17 protein-coding genes and 1 pseudogene are annotated in these 20858 nt (G+C 38.7%); 10 read left to right on the forward strand and 8 right to left on the reverse strand.

The window, feature by feature from the left end; genetic code table 11:
- Window positions 1–16 precede the first annotated feature (16 nt).
- Window positions 17–2512 carry a M14 family metallopeptidase gene (locus R2Q70_RS09380; RefSeq protein WP_316807349.1) on the reverse strand — a complete coding sequence of 832 codons (2496 nt, stop codon included), beginning with the start codon at window positions 2510–2512 and terminating at the stop codon, window positions 17–19.
- 86 nt (window positions 2513–2598) lie between these two features.
- Here R2Q70_RS09380 and R2Q70_RS09385 point away from each other — a divergent pair, with 86 nt between their 5' ends.
- Window positions 2599–3900, forward strand: coding sequence for a UDP-N-acetylmuramoyl-tripeptide--D-alanyl-D-alanine ligase (locus tag R2Q70_RS09385; protein WP_316807350.1), 1302 nt, complete (start codon window positions 2599–2601; stop codon window positions 3898–3900).
- Between the two features lie 213 nt (window positions 3901–4113).
- Here R2Q70_RS09385 and R2Q70_RS09390 read toward each other — a convergent pair whose 3' ends face one another.
- From R2Q70_RS09390 to R2Q70_RS09405, 4 genes are all read right to left on the reverse strand, one after another.
- Window positions 4114–4605: a gliding motility lipoprotein GldH gene (locus tag R2Q70_RS09390; protein ID WP_316807351.1), complete on the reverse strand. Its 492-nt coding sequence runs from the start codon at window positions 4603–4605 to the stop codon at window positions 4114–4116.
- Window positions 4574–6118, reverse strand: coding sequence for a regulatory iron-sulfur-containing complex subunit RicT (gene ricT, locus R2Q70_RS09395; RefSeq protein ID WP_316807352.1), 1545 nt, complete (start codon window positions 6116–6118; stop codon window positions 4574–4576). The genes R2Q70_RS09390 and ricT overlap by 32 nt, the downstream gene beginning before the upstream one ends.
- A 2-nt stretch (window positions 6119–6120) precedes the next feature.
- Window positions 6121–7269 (reverse strand): hypothetical protein, encoded by a 1149-nt coding sequence (locus tag R2Q70_RS09400; RefSeq protein WP_316807353.1) that lies wholly within the window; start codon window positions 7267–7269, stop codon window positions 6121–6123.
- A gap of 313 nt (window positions 7270–7582) precedes the next feature.
- Entirely contained in the window at window positions 7583–8317 is a 735-nt protein-coding gene (locus R2Q70_RS09405; RefSeq protein WP_316807354.1) for a DUF3575 domain-containing protein, read from the reverse strand.
- A 193-nt stretch (window positions 8318–8510) separates the two neighbouring features.
- Here R2Q70_RS09405 and ruvX point away from each other — a divergent pair, with 193 nt between their 5' ends.
- The 7 genes from ruvX to R2Q70_RS09440 all read left to right on the forward strand — a co-directional run bounded on the left by ruvX (window position 8511) and on the right by R2Q70_RS09440 (window position 13534).
- Entirely contained in the window at window positions 8511–8927 is a 417-nt protein-coding gene (ruvX, locus tag R2Q70_RS09410) for a Holliday junction resolvase RuvX (protein ID WP_316807355.1), read from the forward strand.
- Window positions 8928–8935: 8 nt separating this feature from the next.
- Window positions 8936–9574 carry an O-methyltransferase gene (locus R2Q70_RS09415; RefSeq protein WP_316807356.1) on the forward strand — a complete coding sequence of 213 codons (639 nt, stop codon included), beginning with the start codon at window positions 8936–8938 and terminating at the stop codon, window positions 9572–9574.
- Window positions 9575–9733: 159 nt separating this feature from the next.
- The gene (locus R2Q70_RS09420) at window positions 9734–10405 is read left to right on the forward strand and encodes a glucosaminidase domain-containing protein (RefSeq protein ID WP_316807357.1); all 672 of its coding nucleotides are present in this window, start codon (window positions 9734–9736) and stop codon (window positions 10403–10405) included.
- A gap of 70 nt (window positions 10406–10475) precedes the next feature.
- Window positions 10476–11318, forward strand: coding sequence for a glucosaminidase domain-containing protein (locus tag R2Q70_RS09425; RefSeq protein WP_316807358.1), 843 nt, complete (start codon window positions 10476–10478; stop codon window positions 11316–11318).
- A 48-nt stretch (window positions 11319–11366) separates the two neighbouring features.
- A complete protein-coding gene (locus tag R2Q70_RS09430; protein ID WP_316807359.1) occupies window positions 11367–12119 on the forward strand; it encodes a hypothetical protein in 753 nt (250 codons plus the stop codon).
- Complete coding sequence (locus R2Q70_RS09435) at window positions 12116–12439, forward strand: hypothetical protein (protein WP_316807360.1); 324 nt, start codon at window positions 12116–12118, stop codon at window positions 12437–12439. The genes R2Q70_RS09430 and R2Q70_RS09435 overlap by 4 nt, the downstream gene beginning before the upstream one ends.
- A gap of 93 nt (window positions 12440–12532) precedes the next feature.
- Complete coding sequence (locus tag R2Q70_RS09440; protein ID WP_316807361.1) at window positions 12533–13534, forward strand: DUF3078 domain-containing protein; 1002 nt, start codon at window positions 12533–12535, stop codon at window positions 13532–13534.
- 54 nt (window positions 13535–13588) lie between these two features.
- On the opposite strand, the gene R2Q70_RS09445 is transcribed toward R2Q70_RS09440, so the two are convergent.
- Window positions 13589–15742, reverse strand: coding sequence for a DUF5916 domain-containing protein (locus R2Q70_RS09445; RefSeq protein ID WP_316807362.1), 2154 nt, complete (start codon window positions 15740–15742; stop codon window positions 13589–13591).
- Window positions 15660–16013 (reverse strand): sugar-binding protein, encoded by a 354-nt coding sequence (locus R2Q70_RS09450; protein WP_316807363.1) that lies wholly within the window; start codon window positions 16011–16013, stop codon window positions 15660–15662. Before R2Q70_RS09450 ends, R2Q70_RS09445 begins: the two co-directional genes overlap by 83 nt.
- Window positions 16014–16489: 476 nt before the next feature.
- Here R2Q70_RS09450 and ffh point away from each other — a divergent pair, with 476 nt between their 5' ends.
- Window positions 16490–17830, forward strand: a complete 1341-nt coding sequence (gene ffh, locus R2Q70_RS09455) for a signal recognition particle protein (protein WP_316807364.1) — start codon at window positions 16490–16492, stop codon at window positions 17828–17830.
- 267 nt (window positions 17831–18097) lie between these two features.
- Window positions 18098–18949, forward strand: a pseudogene (locus R2Q70_RS09460) (YifB family Mg chelatase-like AAA ATPase); the annotation flags it as partial.
- On the opposite strand, the gene R2Q70_RS09465 reads toward R2Q70_RS09460, so the two are convergent.
- The gene (locus R2Q70_RS09465; protein ID WP_316807365.1) at window positions 18927–20642 is read right to left on the reverse strand and encodes a recombinase family protein; all 1716 of its coding nucleotides are present in this window, start codon (window positions 20640–20642) and stop codon (window positions 18927–18929) included. The pseudogene R2Q70_RS09460 and the gene R2Q70_RS09465 sit on opposite strands and share 23 nt — an antisense overlap.
- Window positions 20643–20858: the final 216 nt, after the last annotated feature.

Consider the following 20858-nt stretch of genomic DNA (forward strand, 5'->3'; position numbering starts at 1 on the left):
TTATTTTTTTGTATGATTAATAACTACAAAATAGGATATTCCCAAAAAGAGTCTTTCCACTTTCCCAAAAATTTCTAAAAAGCGGATCATTTGCCAAATAAACTACTTGTCCTCTGCCAAAATCCTGAACACCAACAAGTAATCCTGACTTTAATTCTTCGCGTACTTTTTTCCCAACTACGCCCGCCATTAAGCTTTTTTCATTGATTTGACCAACGTTCCAGCCTTTAGAAAAGGGCTCATATACTTTTCGATCGGTTTTAAGGGAATAATAAAATTTTCCTAATCCATAAGAAAATGGGTGCGAAGCATCTAAATTTACTTTATAAATAGCACCCGGAATGGCAAATTCGAAATCATCTTTATCTTTATTTTTAAACAGAAGTTTACTTGGTTCTGGTTTTTCATCTTTTTTAACCACCACTTCCTTCTTTTTAATGTCAAAACCTTTTTTATCCAGCACACTTTCAATGGCATCTTCCATTAAAATTAATTTCCCACCCTTATTTAACCAGGAGCTAAGGCCATCACCTACAAAAGCACTGTAACTTCCATCTGGAAGAATTAAGGTATTGACTTTGTTAATATCAAGGTTATTGATATCTTTTGCGTTGATAATGCTTGGCGATAGATTTAAATCATGCTCCAGGTAAAACCAGGCTTCACCAAAAGCCAGCGAAGAAACTTCGGCACCAGAAACGATTGCAATTTTAGGTTGTTTCAGTATCGGATATACATTTGAACCAAAATCTTTGCCTTTTTCTACAAAGCCGCTGGATATACCTCTGATGGGTTTATCAAATTTTCTGGCAATCGCTACCAACTTTTCTTTTAATCCTTTTATGAGTTTTTCATTTTCCGCCCTTAAAACAATCAATGTTCCTGCAGGGTAATCTCTACCTGAAACGGTAAAAGGCTGATCAGACTGCCTTACCTTTATATTTTCTTTCTGTAAATCAATTAGCACCTGTACATTTTCGGCAGCGCCCCAGGCAAACAACCAGGCTAATGGTTTATCAAGATCATTCGATGTTTCGTCAGGCACTGCTAAATCCGGGTATTTACCCTTAAAACTTTCTTTACTGGCATAAGCTTTTAATCCATATACATAAGGTAATGCCCAGGCTGTAATGTCATAAGTATTAGAATCAGCTACGAAAGTCTGCGGTTCCATCAGTACGTTAGCCAAAACTGCTCTCGGCTGTAATACATTAATGACCAGATCATTCCGATCAACATTAAAATTTTCTTCTTTTTGTGTATCATAGTCGTAGCCCTTTCCGCTTTTATCTGCACCATAGGCAAATTGAATCTTGTTCTTTGTCAGTAATTCTGATAACTTTTTCAACCTTGATAAATTGCTGGCTTTAACAACATAGGTTTTATAAATACCAGGAGCCGTGTTCATTCCCTGCTGAAAATACTTTTTATATTCTTCCAGCAACTTGCCTTGATTTTGAGAAGATACTTCAACTGTTGACATTCCTGTTGCGAAATGGTGTGCGATACGGTCTTTTAAAGTTAAGGTATCGCCATTGTTTGTCACAACAGACAATCCTGCCCTGATGCCACCTTGTTCATAAGTCATGCCGATGGCGCCATTATACAAGGGATAGGTATCACCATAAGACGGATAAAGTAAATCGAAGCGCTCTTTTGTAAAATATTGCCATCCTTCTGCATCAAAATATTTTGCATTGTTTTTACCCACTACTACCTGGAAACTTCTTTGCCATGAGGTAATATCCTGGTGAACAGGTTCGGCCGCTGGTGCAAAATAATACGGCTCGTTATAACTTTGTTCATGGAAATCGACATGCACCTGAGGCATCCAGTTATTATAGAGTGCTAATCTTTGCTTGCTTTCGATCTGTGTTTGCCAGGCCCAGTCGCGGTTTAAATCGAAGTAATAATGGTTAGGGCGACCACCTGGCCAGGGCTCGATGTGCTCGCGGGAGGTAGGATCTGAATTCGGTGTTTTACCTACCACGCTATTAAAATAGTTTACATAACGGTCTCTACCATCGGGATTTAAACAAGGGTCGATGACTACAACCGTATTTTTCATCCATTCATTGGCCTGGGCATTTTGACCTGAAGCTAAGGTATACAGCATTTTCATTGAAGTTTCGGTAGAGTTTGCCTCATTTCCGTGAACATTGTAGCTTAACCAAACCAGTGCAGGCTGCGATTTAAGATCCACAGTATTATCGCTTCCGGTCGTCAATTTCAGATTGTTCACGCGGATTTGCTCTAATCTCGAGATATTTTCTGCAGATGATATCGCTACAGCGAGTAATGGCCTACCTTCATTGGTTTTGCCATATTCAATAAGTTTTATGTTTTTTGGTGAAGCCGTGGCCGTTTGTCTGAAATAATCCACCACTTTATAATGAGGAGTAAAATGTGATCCGAGCTCGTAACCTAAAAAATCATCGGGAGATTTTATTTGAGCGGTTGCAACAAATACCGAAGCAATTAAAAACAGGCAAAAAGTTAAGCTTTTCTTCATGGGAACAATAAATTTTATCTAATGTAGTAATTTTGCTTTTTGTTAATGCTAAAGCTTAATTTTACAGCATATATTTTACGAAGAACATGATTACAACAGCGCAACTATACCTCCATTTTCTTAAAAACCCGGTTATTTCAACAGATACCCGAAACATTACACCAGGTTGTATCTTTTTTGCCCTAAAAGGTGAATATTTCAATGCAAATGAATTTGCTGCGCAAGCCATTGAAAAAGGGGCATCATTTGCAGTAATTGATGAAGAGATTTTTGCTGTAAACGATAAATGTTTGTTGGTTAATGATGTATTGCTGGCTTTACAGGATTTAGCCCGCCACCATCGTAAACAATTGAATATTCCGGTAATCGGACTTACGGGTAGCAATGGGAAAACAACCAGTAAAGAATTAATTAATGCAGTGTTGGCTGAAAAATTTAAAACTTTTGCAACGTTTGGAAATTTAAATAACCAAATTGGGGTGCCGCTTTCTATCTTATCAATTACAGCAAATGTTGAAATTGCAGTAATTGAAATGGGTGCAAATCATCAAAAAGAAATTGAATTACTTTGTAGCATTGCACAGCCCACTCATGGCATTATTACCAATGTGGGCATGGCCCATTTGGATGGTTTTGGCGGTTTTGAAGGGGTTAAAAAAGGAAAAGCAGAGCTTTATGCCTATTTGAAAGAAACGAATGGCTACACCTTTATTAATAGGGATAATAATCATCTAATGGAAATGAGTGCTGTTTCTGGATTAAGTAAGCTCATTTATTACGGCACCGAAAACGGCAACACCATAAAAGGAAGTTTGAAAAGCAGTGACCCATTAATAGAAGTGGAGTGGACTAATCATGAGGTGGAATCATCTGTTAAAACGCATTTAACTGGCAGTTATAATTTCGAGAATATATTGGCTGCCATTTGTATTGGCGATTTTTTTGATATGAATCCCGAACAGATCAACAAGGGTTTGGCAAATTATGAGCCCAAAAATAACCGCTCACAATTAACAACAACAGATAAAAATACCGTGATCTGCGATTTTTACAACGCTAACCCCAGCAGCATGACCGCTGCATTAAACAATATCGCCGTGTTATCAGCAGGCAAAAAAACAGCCATATTAGGTGATATGTTCGAGCTCGGCCCCGAATCTTCCACGCAACATCAACTTATTGCCAAACAAGCTACTGAAAGTGGGTTAGATCAAATCATCCTAATCGGGAAACATTTTTTTGCGTTTAAAGATGAATTTGATGCATTATTCTTTGAAACTCCTGCTGAAGCGGCAGCCTATCTGCAAGAAAATTCCGTTGCAAATAACCTGGTTTTACTGAAAGGTTCACGAGGAATGAAATTGGAAAGTTTATTGCAGTATTTGTAACGCATTAACCGCAAAGTGCGCAGAGAAAAAGCGCAGAGGTCACAAAGCTAAGGTATAGAACAAAAGCATCTCGTCATGTTGAGCTTGTCGAAACACATTTTCACATATTAATAACAAGTTCTTTAATAAGTTGTTCCGTTTTTTCAGGATGTTCAATTGATCGTATTTTTCCGCAGTTGTGATGTGAATAACCGTAACGTGCTTCAAAGGAAATTACTTCACTTCTTCTATTAAAACACCTGCATCACTCACTTCCGCCAAAGGATTATCTCGCATGTTTTGTTCAATTTCAATCTCAAACTTTCCATTTCTCGGAAAACGGTAATTTTCGAACATCGGCAGCGTATAACTAAAGACATTCCCTGATCCACTGCCCAGCCATTCGCCATCACTTTTAGCCAATTGAAATTCAAACCGCTGGTTAAGCACGCCTTTTCCGTCTTTAACATGGGCAAGAACAAAGATATTAGCGTACCTATATTCTGCAGTATGCCTTAACTTAAAATAAACGTTGTACGCCTTTTTGTTATCCTTAATTTCAAATGGCACCCTAATATGATTTCTATAAGTCCATTTGCGATCCGGGATTTCTACATTACTATCAACAACGCTAGCGGTGCATCCCATAAAAAGAATCGCCACCAATATAAAGCTGAACAAGTGCTTTATCTTTTTATTCAGCAGCAGGTTTATTCTCTGAACCATTGTTATTGTTTCGGCGGTTATTGTTTTTCCTACGGTTATTTCGGTTTTTATTTTTGCTTTGCTCAGGCTTTGCCCCCTCCACATTCAATTCGTTTTCGGCTTTAGCAACAGGCTTTTGCTGTTGTGGCTTCGGATGGTTTCCCTGTGGTTTTGGACCCTGAACATGCTGTGGCTTAGGCACGGCTTGTTGTTGCGGTTTCTGATTGCCGCCTTGAGGCTTTGGCCCAGCATTTTGTTGCGGGCGGGGCCCGTTCTGCTGAGGTTTGCCGCCTTGCTGAGGTTTTGGTCCTGATTGTTGAGTCTTGTTGTTTGGCCCTGCATTTTTATCACCAACAGGAACACGTTCTCTTCGGTTATCGTTTTTCTGGTTACGGTTTTTCTGGTTGCGGTTTTGGTTATTTCTGCCTTTAGAACGTTCATCCAAACGGGTTAAACTATCCTGACCCACTACATTTTCGTAATCGAAAGATTTCTCCACTACCACCGGAGCAGCAATCTGAACAGCTTCTTCTTTCAAATTAGGCGCCTTTTTGCCAGCCTTATTCATCGCCATGATTTCTTTTACCCGGGCGGCTTTCACCGGAATCCAGTTTTCATCGCCCTGATAGCTAAACCACATGATCTTTTTGAAAATATCGGTTTTCTGGTGACGGGCATAACCTGCTTCAGTATCTAAATTTTCAATGCGATCGGGAATATCTTTCAACGCATCTAAATAAGTGTCGAGCTCATAGTTTAAACAACATTTCAACTTACCGCATTGTCCGGCAAGCTTTAAAGTGTTTAAAGAAAGGTTTTGATAGCGGGCCGCCGCTGTAGAAACGGTTTTAAAGTTGGTTAACCAGGTAGAACAACACAATTCTCGGCCACAAGAGCCAATTCCGCCCAATCTACCGGCTTCCTGACGCATCCCGATCTGACGCATTTCAATGCGAATACGGAAACTTTCGGCCATTTTTTTAATCAGCTCACGAAAATCAACGCGACCATCAGCAGTATAAAAAAATGTAGCCTTCGTTTTATCGGCCTGGTAATCTACATCGCTAATTTTCATCTGCAAACGTAAATCCAGTGCCAATTTACGGGCTTTATGCATGGTTTCCCATTCCATTCCTTTGGCTGCATTCCATTTCTCTACATCAGCTTCTGTTGCTTTGCGATAAATTTTCTTTGTAACCTGGTCTAGCGCCGTTTTACGGCGTTTCATCTGGATACGCACCAGCTCTCCAGTTAACGAAACATGCCCTACATCAAAACCGCCGGTTGGCCCTTCAACAGCAACCAACTCGCCAATTTCTAAATAAATATTATCGTTATTGAGGAAAAACTCTTTACGCGATCCTTTGAATTTTATTTCTGTAACCTGAAACGGTTTATAATTTGAAGGCATATCCAGGTTGGATAGCCAATCGTGAACTTCCATTGTTTGACACCCACCGGTGCCACATGAGCCATTACTTTTGCATCCATTAGGGGTGCAACCACCACCTGTTGAACAACTTCCACATCCCATATCTAATTGTATATATATTGAGTCCCCGCAGGGAGCGTTTTAAACTTTATAATTTTTACCAACTGTAAAGATACATCTAAAAACAGAATTTTAGGGTTTGCATTCCTTTCGATGTGGTAATGTGCTTTTTCCAGTTCGCCAATAATGGCTTCGGCCATAGGCAAGGTAAGCACATGTGTACTTAGCTTTTTTGCTGTTTCAAATGTTAACGGGGGCAGTTTTACCAGCCCTTCTGCTCCACTTAAAATCAGGCAGCATTCGCGTAAATAATTTACGCCGTATTTTAAAAAATTCTTTTGATTTTCTCTTCCCCACTTCGCGGCGTCATCCGTAAAATCGATTAAATCGGGTACTTTATTTCCAAAACCCATCCTTAACCAGGCTGTAAAAGTTCCCGAACTGTCACTCTGCGTATCGGCAGCCAAGGCTTTTGCCTCAATCAAATTTCCATCGGCAAGGAAGGAATAATCGATTGCCTGATGTTCAGTTAAGCCTCTTGAATTTAACAAATAATTTGAAACCTCTTCGCCAGATAATTTAGGAATTTTAACAATTTGCGTTCGCGATAAAATGGTGGTTAAAATTTGGTCCTGACTTTGCGCAATTAAAATAAACAGCGTATTGGCAGGCGGTTCCTCAATTAATTTCAACAAAGCATTTCCCGCTTTATCTAAATACTCGGGCAGCCACATAATTAAAACCTTTGTTTCGGCTTCAAAAGCTTTGTAACTCAGTTTTTTTATAATATCGTGGCATTCTGCAATCGGAATATTGGCTTGTTTATTGGCAGCATCCAGCTTCGATCGCCAAATATCCATATCGAAATAAGGATCTTGCAGCAACATGTTTCGCCAATCTTCCAGTACATCAACAGCCGTTTTGGTACTGGCTGACGCAAAAAATGGGTAAGAAAAATGCAAATCGGGATGAATCAGACGTTCGTACTTTCTACAGCTCGAACATTCGCCGCAGCTGTCGGTTTCACGCTTATCTAAACAGTTGATATACTGCGCATAAGCAATTGCTAACGGTACAGCACCCGAACCAGCCGGCGACAAAAAAAGCTGCGCATGGCTTACACGGTTTTCTTTAACCGTTTGCACCAATTGTTGCTTAACCTTGTCTTGCCCGATGATTTCTTTAAACTGCATTTGGTGCAAAATAAGAAATAGATATGATATTCACCGCTTCATCGCAGTGAACTTGTTTCGGAACAGGCTAATTTTAAATTTTCAAGACAAAAATTAGCTGTCGAAAAGCAGGCTCCGGTAATGCTTTTGTTCAGTCCGGTCCCTCTTTCCGCTATATCTTTTATTGTGAATGATCCGACAGGCATTCAATAAGCTGTAACAATAAAAGGATGCCGCTGCAATAGGGTTTATTTACAACGGCCTTTTTTCCAAAACGGCAAACAGAAAAAAGGCCGCCCAAATTTGAGCAGCCAATTATAAATTATCTTAGTGATTAAAATCTGTAACCAATACCGATATTGGCTCGAATACCGGCCCATGGGCCTTTAAAATCTACCACTGCACCATTAGCAGTTACTGTACTTGAAACATTGCCTACTGGTAAATCGATACCGTCTAACTCATTTTTCAAATCTTTTTGCTCCTGTGCCGATAATGATTTTGTTCCTGATAAATTTCCACGAGAAATTCCGTACTGAGGACCAAAAATTGACCAATCTAAATAAAACTTATTTGCAATTTCCCATTGCGCACCAAATAAAACACCAGCGGTATAGGTATTCAATTTTCCACTTAATGGAATCATTTCTGTTCTATTGTTAGAATTAAATTCGTAGTTAATAGAGGCATTATAGTTTGCATATTTTAAAAACGGGGCAATGTAAAAACCTTTAAAAACACCCTTACCCATGTAAAATTTAATCTCAGGGGTGATGGCAAAATTCCCCATCTCTAAACTTCCCAATTGATCATCAATGCTGTCGAAAGATGAACTAAAAGGCAAAGAACCTTTCGGCATCATCCTAACTCCTAAGCCTACACTGGTTTTACCAAAAATGGCTCTTTCGTATTGAACATGAAGTGTTTTCATGGCCAGTGACGGAAGATTTAACTTCACCAGGTTTTTTTCTGCATCATCTGCTTGATTTACCTTTTGCGCAAAACTGTTTAATGATAATAAGCCCATTGCAGCAATAAGGCTTAATGATTTTGTAAATTTTATTTTCATTTTTTTTTGTTTGATTCAGCTAAACTTTACAAATCATCAGCCAATTTTGCCAAATGCCGTTAGCAGCTTTATACACTGCTTATTGGCTGAATACCAACGCTACCAGTGTTGAAATAGGGGGAAAAGTCACCACATTTTTGCCAGCAAAAACCCATTTCTTAAAAAACCTTACCTTTGAACTTTTAAATATTTTATGGCTCGAATACTGGCATTTGATTTTGGAACAAAACGCATCGGCATTGCAGTAACCGATCCTTTGCAAATTATTGCAACGGGACTGGATACCGTTCACCCTAAAGATGCCATTGAGTACATTAAAAAATATTTACTTGCCGAACAGGTGGAAGCTTTTGTTCTGGGCGATCCGAAACAAATGGATGGATCAGACTCTGATTCCAAACAACATGTTAAAGGTTTTTCAACCTTGTTAAAAAAATCTTTTCCAACTATCCCGCAGCACTGGGTTGATGAACGTTTCACCTCGAAAATGGCACATCAGGCCATTATGCAAAGTGGCCTGAAAAAGACCGACAGACAAAATAAAGATCGGGTAGATACCATTGCCGCGACCATCATTTTACAATATTTTATGGAAACCCACCGTTTATAACCCAATACATGAGCCTGATAAACGACGATTTACAACAATTATTAATTAACTACTGCGAACCCGAAAGCGAGTTGCTTCAACACATTGACCGGGAAACAAACTTAAAAGTTTTAATGCCAAGAATGCTCTCCGGCCATTATCAGGGCAGGGTTTTAAGTATGCTTAGCAAAATGGTTTCGCCAAAAAGAATTCTGGAAATTGGCACCTTTACCGGTTATGCAACCCTTTGTTTAGCTGAAGGATTATCAGCAGATGGAATCATTTACACATTGGATATTAATGCCGAACTGGAAGATATGGTTCGGGCTAATTTTGAAAAATCTCCCCTGAACACCAAAATCAAATACATTTTGGGCGATGCAAACGAAACCTTAAATCAACTGGATGAAGTTTTCGATATCGTTTTCATTGACGCCGATAAGAAAAACAATGGTACTTATTACGATTTAGTTTTCGAACGTGTTCGTCCGGGAGGAATCATCATTGTGGATAACGTACTATGGAGTGGAAAAGTACTTCAGGAAAAGCAAGACAAAGACACCAAAAATATCACTAGTTTTAATGATAAAATAGCTGCAGATGAGCGGGTTGAAAAATTAATATTACCCGTGAGAGATGGGCTGTTCGTGATCAGGAAACTGGGTTAACTGAACAATTGCGAAACTATTTAACGGAATTGAGTTACCATTAATCGTTACCAACAGTTAAACATTTAACCAAAACAAAAATTCGTCATTTGCGAGGCACGAAGCAATCTCGTTCAAAAGATTGCATTGTACCTCACAATGACGGCAAAAAAAACAAAGATGAAAAATATACTTACTTTTTGCCTTTTACTTTTAAGTGTAATTACAGCCAAAGCACAAGACACAGAAGATTATATTGCAGAACATGTAGAAGTTGCACAGGAATTAATGCGTGACCATAAAATTCCTGCCAGTATTATTTTGGCGGTAGCCATTCATGAATCTGCCGCCGGAAACAGCCGGATTGCACAACATTTAAACAATCATTTTGGCGTGAAAGGCCCAAATAACAACGAAGAAATCCGCTCTGCTTACCGCGATTACGAAAGTGATGAAGAATCATACAATCATTTTGTGGAGCTTATGGAAACCCGAGCGCCTTTTAACAGCTTGTTCGATAAATATGATCAGTATGATTATAAAGGATGGGCCAGGGGAATTCAACGATCGGGGTATGCCCGCAGCCGCACCTGGGCCAGCCAGGTGATTGCCATGGTAAACAAATACAATCTTTATCAATACGATGAACGCCCTGAAGATTATGTAGAACCGGTAAGCAAGGTTCCGGTTTATCACCGCAAAAAAAGAACAGCCTCAAGAACATATACCGTAAAAGCTGGAGACAACCTGGGTGCTATCGCTAAAAAGAAAGGCACAACTGTTAAAGCACTAATGAAAAAAAACGGTCTTAAAAAAGTAAGCCTAAAGCCAGGGCAGAAGCTTAAGTTTTAAAAGTTACCAAATACCTTTTCAAGTTGCCCCTCCAAATAACCAGTTAACCATTTCAATAATTAACCATAAAATGCATTTATCTTACCGTTTATCATTTCTGTTCATCATTTTAGCTTTTGCCAGTTCATGCAGTTCAAGAAAATTTTCTAAAAACAATAAACAGATTGAGAAGGCGGCCAATAAAGCCAATAACAACAGCTATAAAAGTTACAACACTTTAAGTTATATTGATGAATTTAAAGCAGTGGCGATAGAAGAGATGAACGCCTTTGGTATTCCGGCCAGTATTACGCTGGCACAAGGCATTCTGGAATCAGGCAGTGGAAACAGCGATCTAGCAAAATATGCAAATAACCACTTCGGCATTAAATGCACTTCTGACTGGAGAGGAAAAAATTATTTCCGTGATGACGACCAAAAAAATGATTGTTTCAGGGTATATAAAGATGCCCGCGAATCGTTTAAGGATCACTCTGAGTTTTTAAAACGCAAACGTTACAGCTTCTTATTCCAGCTGGATAAAAATGATTATAAAAGCTGGGCACAAGGCTTAAAAACTGCAGGTTATGCCACCAATCCAAAATATCCTGATTTACTAATTAATATGATTGAAAAGTACCAGCTTTATCAGTATGACCAATCAGAAAGCGAGAAACAAAAAATTGCCCGTGAAGACCGGGTTTTTACCGAAATCAACCAAAACATCCCGCAGGAGAAAAAGAAATTTACGCCTGTTGATACCCCGCCGCCTGGCGCAAAGCCGATTTTAGCAGATGGCACTTATACCGTTATTAAAGGCGATACCCTTTATAATATCGCCAAACGCTTCAACTTATCGGTTGATGAACTGAAAATGTTAAACGAAATGACTACCGATGGCATTAAACTTGGCCAGGTGCTTAAGGTTAAATAATGTTAATGGTAAACATTGCCTGCCAGATATTTGTAGTTTTGTAAACACATGAAACTTTTTGTTGCCTTCATTTTATTCTTCAGCTTGGCTACATCGCTTTTGGCACAAACAAAACCTGTGCAGGGAATCGTTATTGATAAGGAAACGAAGCAACGGCTGGCCAAGGTTTACATCTACAACATTAGAACAGGTGATGGATTGTACAACAATACCAAGGGTGAATTTAGCACTTATGCCAATCCTGGAGATACTTTAGTGGCTGCGCTAGCTGGTTATGGAGTTGACACCATTGTTTTTAAGGGGCAAACCGCAGCTTATTTTCAATTGAAATCATTGGGCATCAGGTTAAGGGATGTGGTGATTGCGCAAAAGAGATTAACCCCACAGCAACAATACGAGAAATCGGTAAGCGAATACCGCTACCAAACCATGAAAGGTAGCAGTAAAGATCTACTGAATTTAGGAACTGGTGGCGTTGGATTAGGCATTGATGCGATTTATAATTTATTGAGCCGCCAGGGTAGAAATGCCCGTCATTTACAGAAGATTTTAGAGAAAGATTATCGCGAAGACCTGATCGATTACCGTTTTAATGCTTCATTGGTGCAGCAGGTTTTAAACATTAAAGAAACCGAGCTCACTGATTTCATGCAACAATACCGGCCAACCTATCAGTTTGTACTTGATGCTGATGATTATGCCTTTAATGTGTTTATCCGAAATGCTTACAGGAGCTATCGCATGAATCCAAAGGCTTTGCAATTGCCTGCATTACCGAAACTAACAATTGAAAAATTGTGAGAGCGCCCATTATCATCGTTAAGAAATTGCCTGCGGCCGGTATGGCTATATTTCCGTTTATTCTGTTGAAATCTAAAAGTCTTAAGGCCGACAAAGAGATTATTAATCATGAAAAAATTCATTTAAGGCAACAGCTTGAATTGCTGATTATTCCATTTTATGTGTGTTACATTATCAATTATTTGTTTAATTTGATCATTTACAAAAAACACCACGTGGCCTACCGTAAAATCATTTTTGAGCAAGAAGCTTACCGCCATGAAAGTGACTTAAATTACCTCGGCAACGGGAGCTGGTATGGTTGGGTTAAATCGATATAGTAAGCTGCATTCGGCACATTGGTTACTGCAAATCAGATATTCATTTTGTTAAAACCTTTTTATCTATAGATTTTTTCTTTTTCTTTGTATCCAATGAAGAATTGTTTAGCTGCCCTAATCCTTATTCTAAGTATCTGCTCCACAAAGTTATATGCACAGGTAATTGATACCGTTCCCATCAATACAAAAGACCTGAATATAAAGCTTAAACGTAGTCCTTTACCGAGCAGGCAGGGGCCGTTAAATTTTGAACCGGTAAAAATCCCACCGTTTGTTGTAAATGCGAAGGTAAACTACTGGAAAACCAAAACTTCTATTGGCATTAATGTAAACCAGGCACAATTTAGTGATAACTGGAAGGGTGGTGGTGTAAACTCTGTTGCTGTTGGTGGTTTACTAAACTGGAAAGCAGAATACAACAAAGCCAGCTATAGTTACGTAAGTGAGGTTATTTTGCAATATGGTAAAATCAAAAATAAAGACCAGTTGCAGAAGAAAACCAATGACCGTATTTTTTGGGATAACAAAGCTTCTTTTCAATTATCGAAAAACTGGTTTTTCTTCGGCTCGGTAAACTTTGAATCGCAGTTTGATAGCGGTTACCGATATTTTAGAGACGGTAACGGTGAAGAACAGCAAGTTTTAATTTCCAGATTTATGTCGCCGGGTTATTTAACAGAATCTATCGGTTTTGAGTATAAGCCAAATAAATATTTCTCTACCCGAATTGGTACCGGTACAGCCCGCCAGACTTTCGTTTTAGATACGGCTGTATACGATAATAAGAAAAATGTGTTTGGTGTAGATAAAGGCAAACATTTCAGAAATGAGCTCGCTTTCCAGGTGGTGAGTGCCTTTGATAAAGATATTTTCAAAAATACCAACCTGAAAGCTCGTTATGCCATGTTTATTCCTTATGAAGATATTGCGGTAAAGCGAATTGACCACAGATTGGATGTTGCGCTGACGGCAAAAATTAACCGTTTCATGAATACAAGTTTAACAGGTGTAATCTTGTATGATACGGATACAGATGCCAAGGTTCAGGCCAGCCAGACTTTGGCGTTGGGTTTTGCGTTCGTTTTCCCGCGGTAAAGAAAGTCGGGAGTTTGAAGTCTTTAGTCTGGAGTCGGGGATTATCTGGTTAAATTAAACCCTTTTACGTTTCTTTTTTAAGTCGAGGTAATCGACAAAATACAGCACTTTTACCGATAGGCTATTATTTTGTGGTGCGGATAAAATGCCATTCAAATTGCGGTTATAGCGCTGCGTAAAATAAGAATCATAGGTTTCTGCAGCGTCTTTGTAAGATACCGAAAGCGTGCTTCCGGGAGCAAACTGCCAGGTATAAATCAAATCAATGTTAAACACATTGTAGTTTCTATCCGTTCCGGTTAAAGCTGGCCCCTGGTAATCGGTCAAGTTTCCATCAGGTTTTAAAAGATAAAATTCCTTGTTGCGCCGATCGCTCCAATAATGTCTGAGTACAACTGTTACCCCCATTAAATTAGTAAAAGTATATTTTGCATCGAAAGAGTTTTCGACTGTTCGCCTGTCATACCTCGAAAAAATGGCCTGACTGCCCTGCGAAGTCACCCAGTTTACATAGTTGTAGTTAGGGTTGAAGTTTAAATCTAATCCGAAAGCTACTTTATCATTTAAGCGGAAGTTTTGGAACAGGTAAAAGTTATATTCCTTACCCTTAAAAAGCTGTTGTTCAAAATAACGAATGTTTCCACCAAAATTATAGGCTTTTGCCCTATTGGGGTTGATGTAAAGGCCGATTCCAAAATTTTCAGGTGCTTTGTAAACCTGGCCGTTTCTGGCTTCGTAGAAATCATTGCGTTTTGCATTATAGTTTGCATTAATCTCAGCAGACCACAAATTTTTAAACCTTACGTATGAGCCGGTTTCAATTCCATAGCTTTGATAATCGCCTGGGTTAACCCTTCTTGAATAAGTTGTACTAAACCAACTTTGCCACTCGTTATACCATTTGCTTGGCTTAAAAACATTATACCCGAAGCCAACCCGCTGATCCAAAAAATTGTTATTGGTAAAAAAGCCCATATCCGATGGGTCAAATTTATCGTCGGCAAGTACCTGGTTGTAACTCCAGGTAAAGTTGCCGCTTTGCTTTCCTAAACGTAGCGAATAACTGTAGCCTGTGCTGGTTTCTTCGCCACGTAAGTAACTCATTTTAGCACCCCCGTTAATAAAATATTTGTTGCCTTTATTATTCAGATTAAAAAGCAAGGCGCTTACATTTGCATCGTAAGCAGAACCCTGGCGTAATACATTCGTGTGAATAAAAGTTGCCGAACTGTTATTTTTTAATGATTGATCAAAAACCAGGATATTGTAATTGGTTAAGGGTTGGGTTTCCACCTCACGAAGGTTTCCGTTGGCATCTTCCACTTCAGTTTGCATGCCGTTGGTAATGGCATTAAAAATTCCAATTCCCAACCCTTTAGCTGTGCGGCCGGATATTTTGGTGGCATTTAAAACTTTTGCTTCTTTTTGATCTTTAATAATTTTATCGTTTTGCCCTACTCCTGAATAATTGTAATACGATGGAATGGAGCCGATGCGTTTGGAGTAAAATAAATCGCCTTTGTTAAAAAGCTCGGTTCCTTCCGTAAAAAACTGACGATTTTCGTTAAACTTTACTTCAAAAGGCGTGAGGTTCAAAATCCGGTTATCAGATTGCACCTGGCCAAAATCGGGCACCAAAGTCATGTCTAAAGTAAAACTGTTATTAATGCCATACTTTACATCCATGCCTCCGTTAAAACGCGAAGTTGTATTCTTTACCCCTGGAATATTTGCTGGATAATGGTTTACATAAGCCGAAATATAGGGCGAAAATGAGAGTCGAAGTGGTGGTTTAATATCTTTAATGCCTGTCCATAGCCCTTCCTGGTTAATGAAACCGTTAACGGTTGGGTTCACAAAATTCCAAAACGTTTGAATATTGGTGCGTTGAATTCTCCTGCTAAAATTTAAGCCCCAGTTTTGAACATCCTTGCCAGAGAACCGCAAAGCCGAATAAGGAATTTTCATTTCACAGGTCCAGCCCAGATTATCGATTTTTACAGCACTTTCCCAAACGGCATTCCAGTTGGGGTCTTCATCGCCAACCTGCGAGTATTTGGCATCAAACTGAACACCGGCAGCGGTAACAAAAAATCCGTTACCATTCATTTTATCGTAAAACGGATCAACAATGATGGAAATGAAATCGGCATTTCCAATGTTGTCGCGTGAAACCCAGTTCGTGTGAAACGCTATCCTGATCGTCATACATCCGGGCGTAAACATAAATGGCCACATCATCATAAAGCACCTTCATTTCGGTGCGGCGATCTTTTTTTTCTACCCTTCCCGGCACCGGTCTGATTTCAAAAAAATCTGTAGCAATAGGTACATTTATCCAGCAAGCATCATCTAAAACACCATCAATTTTAGGGGTTTCAGCGGTTCTTACTGCTTGCAATTCCTTTTGTTTAGCAGGATCTTGGGCAAAAGCAAGGCCCATAGATAACCCTAACAAAAAGGTTAGATAGAATTTCATAAGTTTAGTTTGGTAAGCATAAGACTACCAACTATTGTAAATGTTGCACATTTTGAAAATTATTTTAGGTTTTTGAAGCGCCAATTGCTGCATTAAACTCAGTTGCTTCCTGTGTTTCGCTTGTACGCTTCGCTTCGTCAGTACCTTCCTCGCTGCAGGGTACCGCTGCACCCAGGGCTAATTGGCCAAAATGATGCTTTCTGTAACGGTTGCCAGCCGGCCGCTGTTTCTAAACCCGACAGCAACGGAAATACTTTTTGCAAACCTCGCAGGTTTTTAAAACCTGCGAGGTTTAAAACAAAAAGATTGTAGTGTATGGCGGGACTAAAGGCTGCCAAAAGCTGCTGCACCTTCATTTTCAAAAAAAGATTTTTGACTTTGAGGTGCAGCGATTTACAATCAAAATTTGATACATTTGCCTTTTATTAAAAACATTGGCTTTTACCGTGGGTAAATAGCTTATAGCTTAAAAAAACATGTTTGATAATTTACAGGACAAGCTAGACAGAGCATTTAAAGTATTAAAAGGACAAGGCAGCATTACGGAAATTAACGTGGCAGAAACCATGAAAGAGATTCGTAAAGCGTTATTAGATGCCGATGTTAACTATAAAACAGCTAAATCTTTTACGGATGAGGTTAGACAAAAAGCATTAGGACAAAACGTATTAACAGCGGTTTCGCCGGGCCAATTGTTAACCAAAATTATGAACGATGAGCTTGCTGCCTTAATGGGTGGCGAGGTTACCGAACTTGAGACCAAAGCAAACCCAACTGTTATTTTAATTGCCGGTTTAAATGGTGCGGGTAAAACTACTTTTGCAGGTAAACTGGCGCTGCATTTAAAAGGTAAGGGTAAAAAACCTTTATTGGTTGCGGGTGATATGTATCGCCCTGCGGCGGTAGATCAATTGGAGGTTTTAGGAACTTCGGTTGGTGTTTCGGTTTATGCGAACCGCGAATCGAACGATCCGGTTGGTATTGCTTTGGAAGGTATTGCGCATGGTAAACAAAACGGAAATAATGTAATTATTATTGATACGGCTGGTCGTTTAGCGATTGACGAATCGTTAATGAACGAGATTTCGGAAGTTAAAGCCAAAACGCAACCACACGAAATTTTATTCGTGGTGGATTCGATGACCGGTCAGGATGCGGTAAATACAGCAAAAGTATTTAACGATAGATTAGATTTTACGGGTGTTGTTTTAACCAAATTAGATGGTGATACCCGTGGTGGTGCGGCGCTTTCGATTAAATCGGTAGTGAACAAACCGATTAAATTTATTGGTACGGGCGAAAAAATGGAAGCACTTGATGTGTTTTATCCAGACCGTATGGCATCGCGTATTTTAGGTATGGGTGATGTGGTTTCACTTGTTGAACGAGCTCAGATGCAGTTTGACGAGAAAGAAGCTGCAGAATTACAGAAGAAAATCCGCAAAAATAAATTCGATTTCAATGATTTTTACAACCAGATTCAGCAGATTAAGAAGATGGGTAATATGAAAGATTTGATGGGTATGATTCCGGGTGTGGGCAAAATGATGAAGAATGTGGATATTCAGGATGATGCATTCAAATCGATCGAAGCGATTATCAACTCGATGACCCCATTTGAAAAGGAAAACCCTGATGCGATTCAACAAAGCCGCCGTTTACGTATTGCAAAAGGTTCGGGCAGCAAAGTTGAAGAGGTTACGAAGTTAATTAAGCAGTTTGAAGATATGCGCAAAATGATGAAGCAGTTTTCGAACCCTGCAGCCGCAGCAGCAATGATGAAAGGTATGCCGAAAATGCCAATGGGCAGAAGGTAGGGCTTGAGCTTAAAGCAGAAAGACTAAAGCTTAAAGCGAAAATAGCTTATTGTAAATATTTGAAAATCCCAATCAGAAATGGTTGGGATTTTTTTTAATCCAAGACCTATAAGGTTTTGAAAACCTTATAGGTCTAATTTGCAACATTTCATTTTTCATTACCGTTGGTTTCAACCAACGGTATTTAGATATTTCTTTTTATATTAGAAAACCAAATATTCATCCCCGAATAATATAACATCCCGCTTCATTTTCGAGACTAAGTTAATGCTTGTAAAAACATACGGGAGTGCAGTTTATGGTGTGAATGCCCTAACCATAACGATCGAAGTAAGCATTAGTGCAGGCAACAAATATTACATGGTGGGTTTGCCTGATAATGCGGTTAAAGAAAGTTTGCAAAGGGTAGAAAGTGCCATTCATGTGGCAGGTTTCAGAATGCCCCGCCAAAAAATTGTGGTTAATCTGGCTCCGGCAGATATTAGAAAAGAAGGCTCTGCTTACGATTTACCTATTGCGATTGGAATTTTGGCGGCTTCAGGTCAAATCCCTTCAGAAGATCTGGAAAATTATTTTATCATGGGTGAGTTATCACTCGATGGTGCCATACAACCGATAAAAGGCGCTTTGCCCATCGCCATTCAGGCACAACAAGATGGATTTAAAGGTTTTATTTTACCAAAGCAAAATGTCCGCGAAGCAGCAATTGTTGATGGCTTAATTGCTTACGGCGTAGAAACATTGGCCCAGGTAATTGCTTTTTTTAACAAAAGCGAACCTTTAGAGCAGGTTAAAATTAATACCCGGGAAGAATTTCTAAAAAATATTAGCAATTACGAACATAATTTTGCTGACGTTAAGGGGCAGGAGAACATTAAACGTGCTTTGGAAATTGCCGCCGCAGGTGGCCATAATGTGATTTTAATCGGTCCGCCAGGTGCAGGAAAAACCATGTTAGCCAAGCGTTTACCTACGATCTTGCCACCGCTAAATTTATATGAGGCCTTAGAAACGACAAAGATTCATTCTGTTGCCGGGAAACTATCGGCAGCTGATGCACTGATGACGGTTCGTCCTTATCGTTCGCCACACCATACTATTTCTGATGTAACGGTGTTGATTTTGGAGGAGTAACATTCATCCTATTATTATGCTGTATATCAGCACCTTGTGAAATTACCGAGTCGTTGTTAACTTCTACACTTTGATCATTTTTTGTATTACTATCATGATTTTTTTGATTCTCATCATCAATTATATCACCCTTTACATTAATTTTAAATTCTTTGGTTGCCTCAACAGTAGGTATTTTTGCTTTGATTTCAATTGTATAAACTTCTTGTACATCATCGAAATGAATTATGATTTTCTCAATAAATAATCGTACAAAAGAATATTTGATTTCAAAATCTTCCGTGAAGACGAGGTCGTCCCAATTTTCTAAAAACTTAGCAGCATAGTCAATTGATCGGATTAGTTGTGCTTCTTCTTTCAATTTAAAATCAATATCTAACAGACTATTATAGATTCTATCAGTTTGTACTTTATTTGCGGAAAGCTGATTCTGCGCTTCTTCTAAAGTTAAATCTTCGGAGTTTATTAATGACAAGATATTTTGCCTTGCCCTCTTTAACGAAGCAATTTTATTTTCATATCCTCTTTTCTCTTCGTGAAGTTTTTCTTTAGCTATTGGGGTTTTCAAGTTGTCCACTTCTGCCTTCGCCTTTGAAATTAAAAAATCACTTGTTGAAACAACAGACCAAACCAAATTTTCTAAAGTATCAATATTAATACTTCTAATTCCACACTTAGATATAGTTTTTACCCTTGAAGAACAATAGTAATAGTGATCTTTTTTACTTAATCTAGTTCGACCACAAAATGCTGATCCACATCGGCCGCATATACATAAATTTTTGAGAAGATATTTATGCTTCGAAAGACCAGGAGCGTTCTGGTTATTTCTTATTTGCAATTGAACCTCTTCCCAAAGAATTTCATTTATAATTTTTGGCGCTCGGAATTCCTCTCCTTTGTGTAATCTTATCCCTTTATACAATGGATTCTTGAGAATGCTTAATACTGTATTTGGCGCCCAAGATCTTAAATGATTTGCCGTATCCTTATTAAATGATGAACCCTTAACTTGCCCGATTTTCTTTTGTAAAATAAGTCTATGGGTTTTAGTTTTTATTCCTTTTTCGTTTAAAAGCTTAGAAATTTTTGAGCTTCCATATCCCTCCTTCGATAGTTTATAAATTAACTTCACTATTTGTGCCTCATCGTTGTCAATAATCAGCATTTTATTGTCATCTGATGTATAACCGAAAGGTTTTATTACCCCAGAAGGAGCTCTTCCGTTTTTAGCATTATTTTTCAAAACAGAAATAATTTTCAGTGACGTATCATCTACATACTTCATGTTAAATAAAGCGCGAATATCACTCATGAATATCGATGTCTTATCTGCGAAATCAGTTGATCCTTCAATTTCAGAATAAAGTATAATATTGTGCTCTTTGAAGAGCTTTTTTATTCTAAAATTTGTATCAGTGTTCCTAGTCAACCTAGAATTATCGTAAACAAATACAGCTGTAATTATACCCTTTTGAATATCGTCTAAAAGGTTTGAAAATTCTGGCCTATTTTTTAAAACATCGGTTGCAGCTGATTTACCCTTATCAACGTAGGTCTGATATTCCATTTCTAACTCATCTGCCTTAAGCTTGCCTTTTAAAATCTGATCTTCAATTGACCCTCCCGTACCTTTATCCCTTGACTGTCGTGCATAAATCCCTAACTTTCCATTCATCGTATTCGTTTTTCATCTATTATAAAAAATATTTTTTAATCACGGAAATTATTTTTAAACTTGAAAAAAGCGAGAATAACTCTACCAATTCTCAGATCGCATTTAAAAAAACGGTGATGATTTCAGGAAACTGAATCTCAAAAAATTTCGTAGCCACCATTAATTCACCCATGGTGTGCAACATAACCATTTAAATAAATGGCTTGCACCGTAAGC

This window comes from Pedobacter agri, assembly GCF_032678665.1.
GTDB classification, from domain to species: Bacteria; Bacteroidota; Bacteroidia; order Sphingobacteriales; family Sphingobacteriaceae; genus Pedobacter; species Pedobacter agri_A.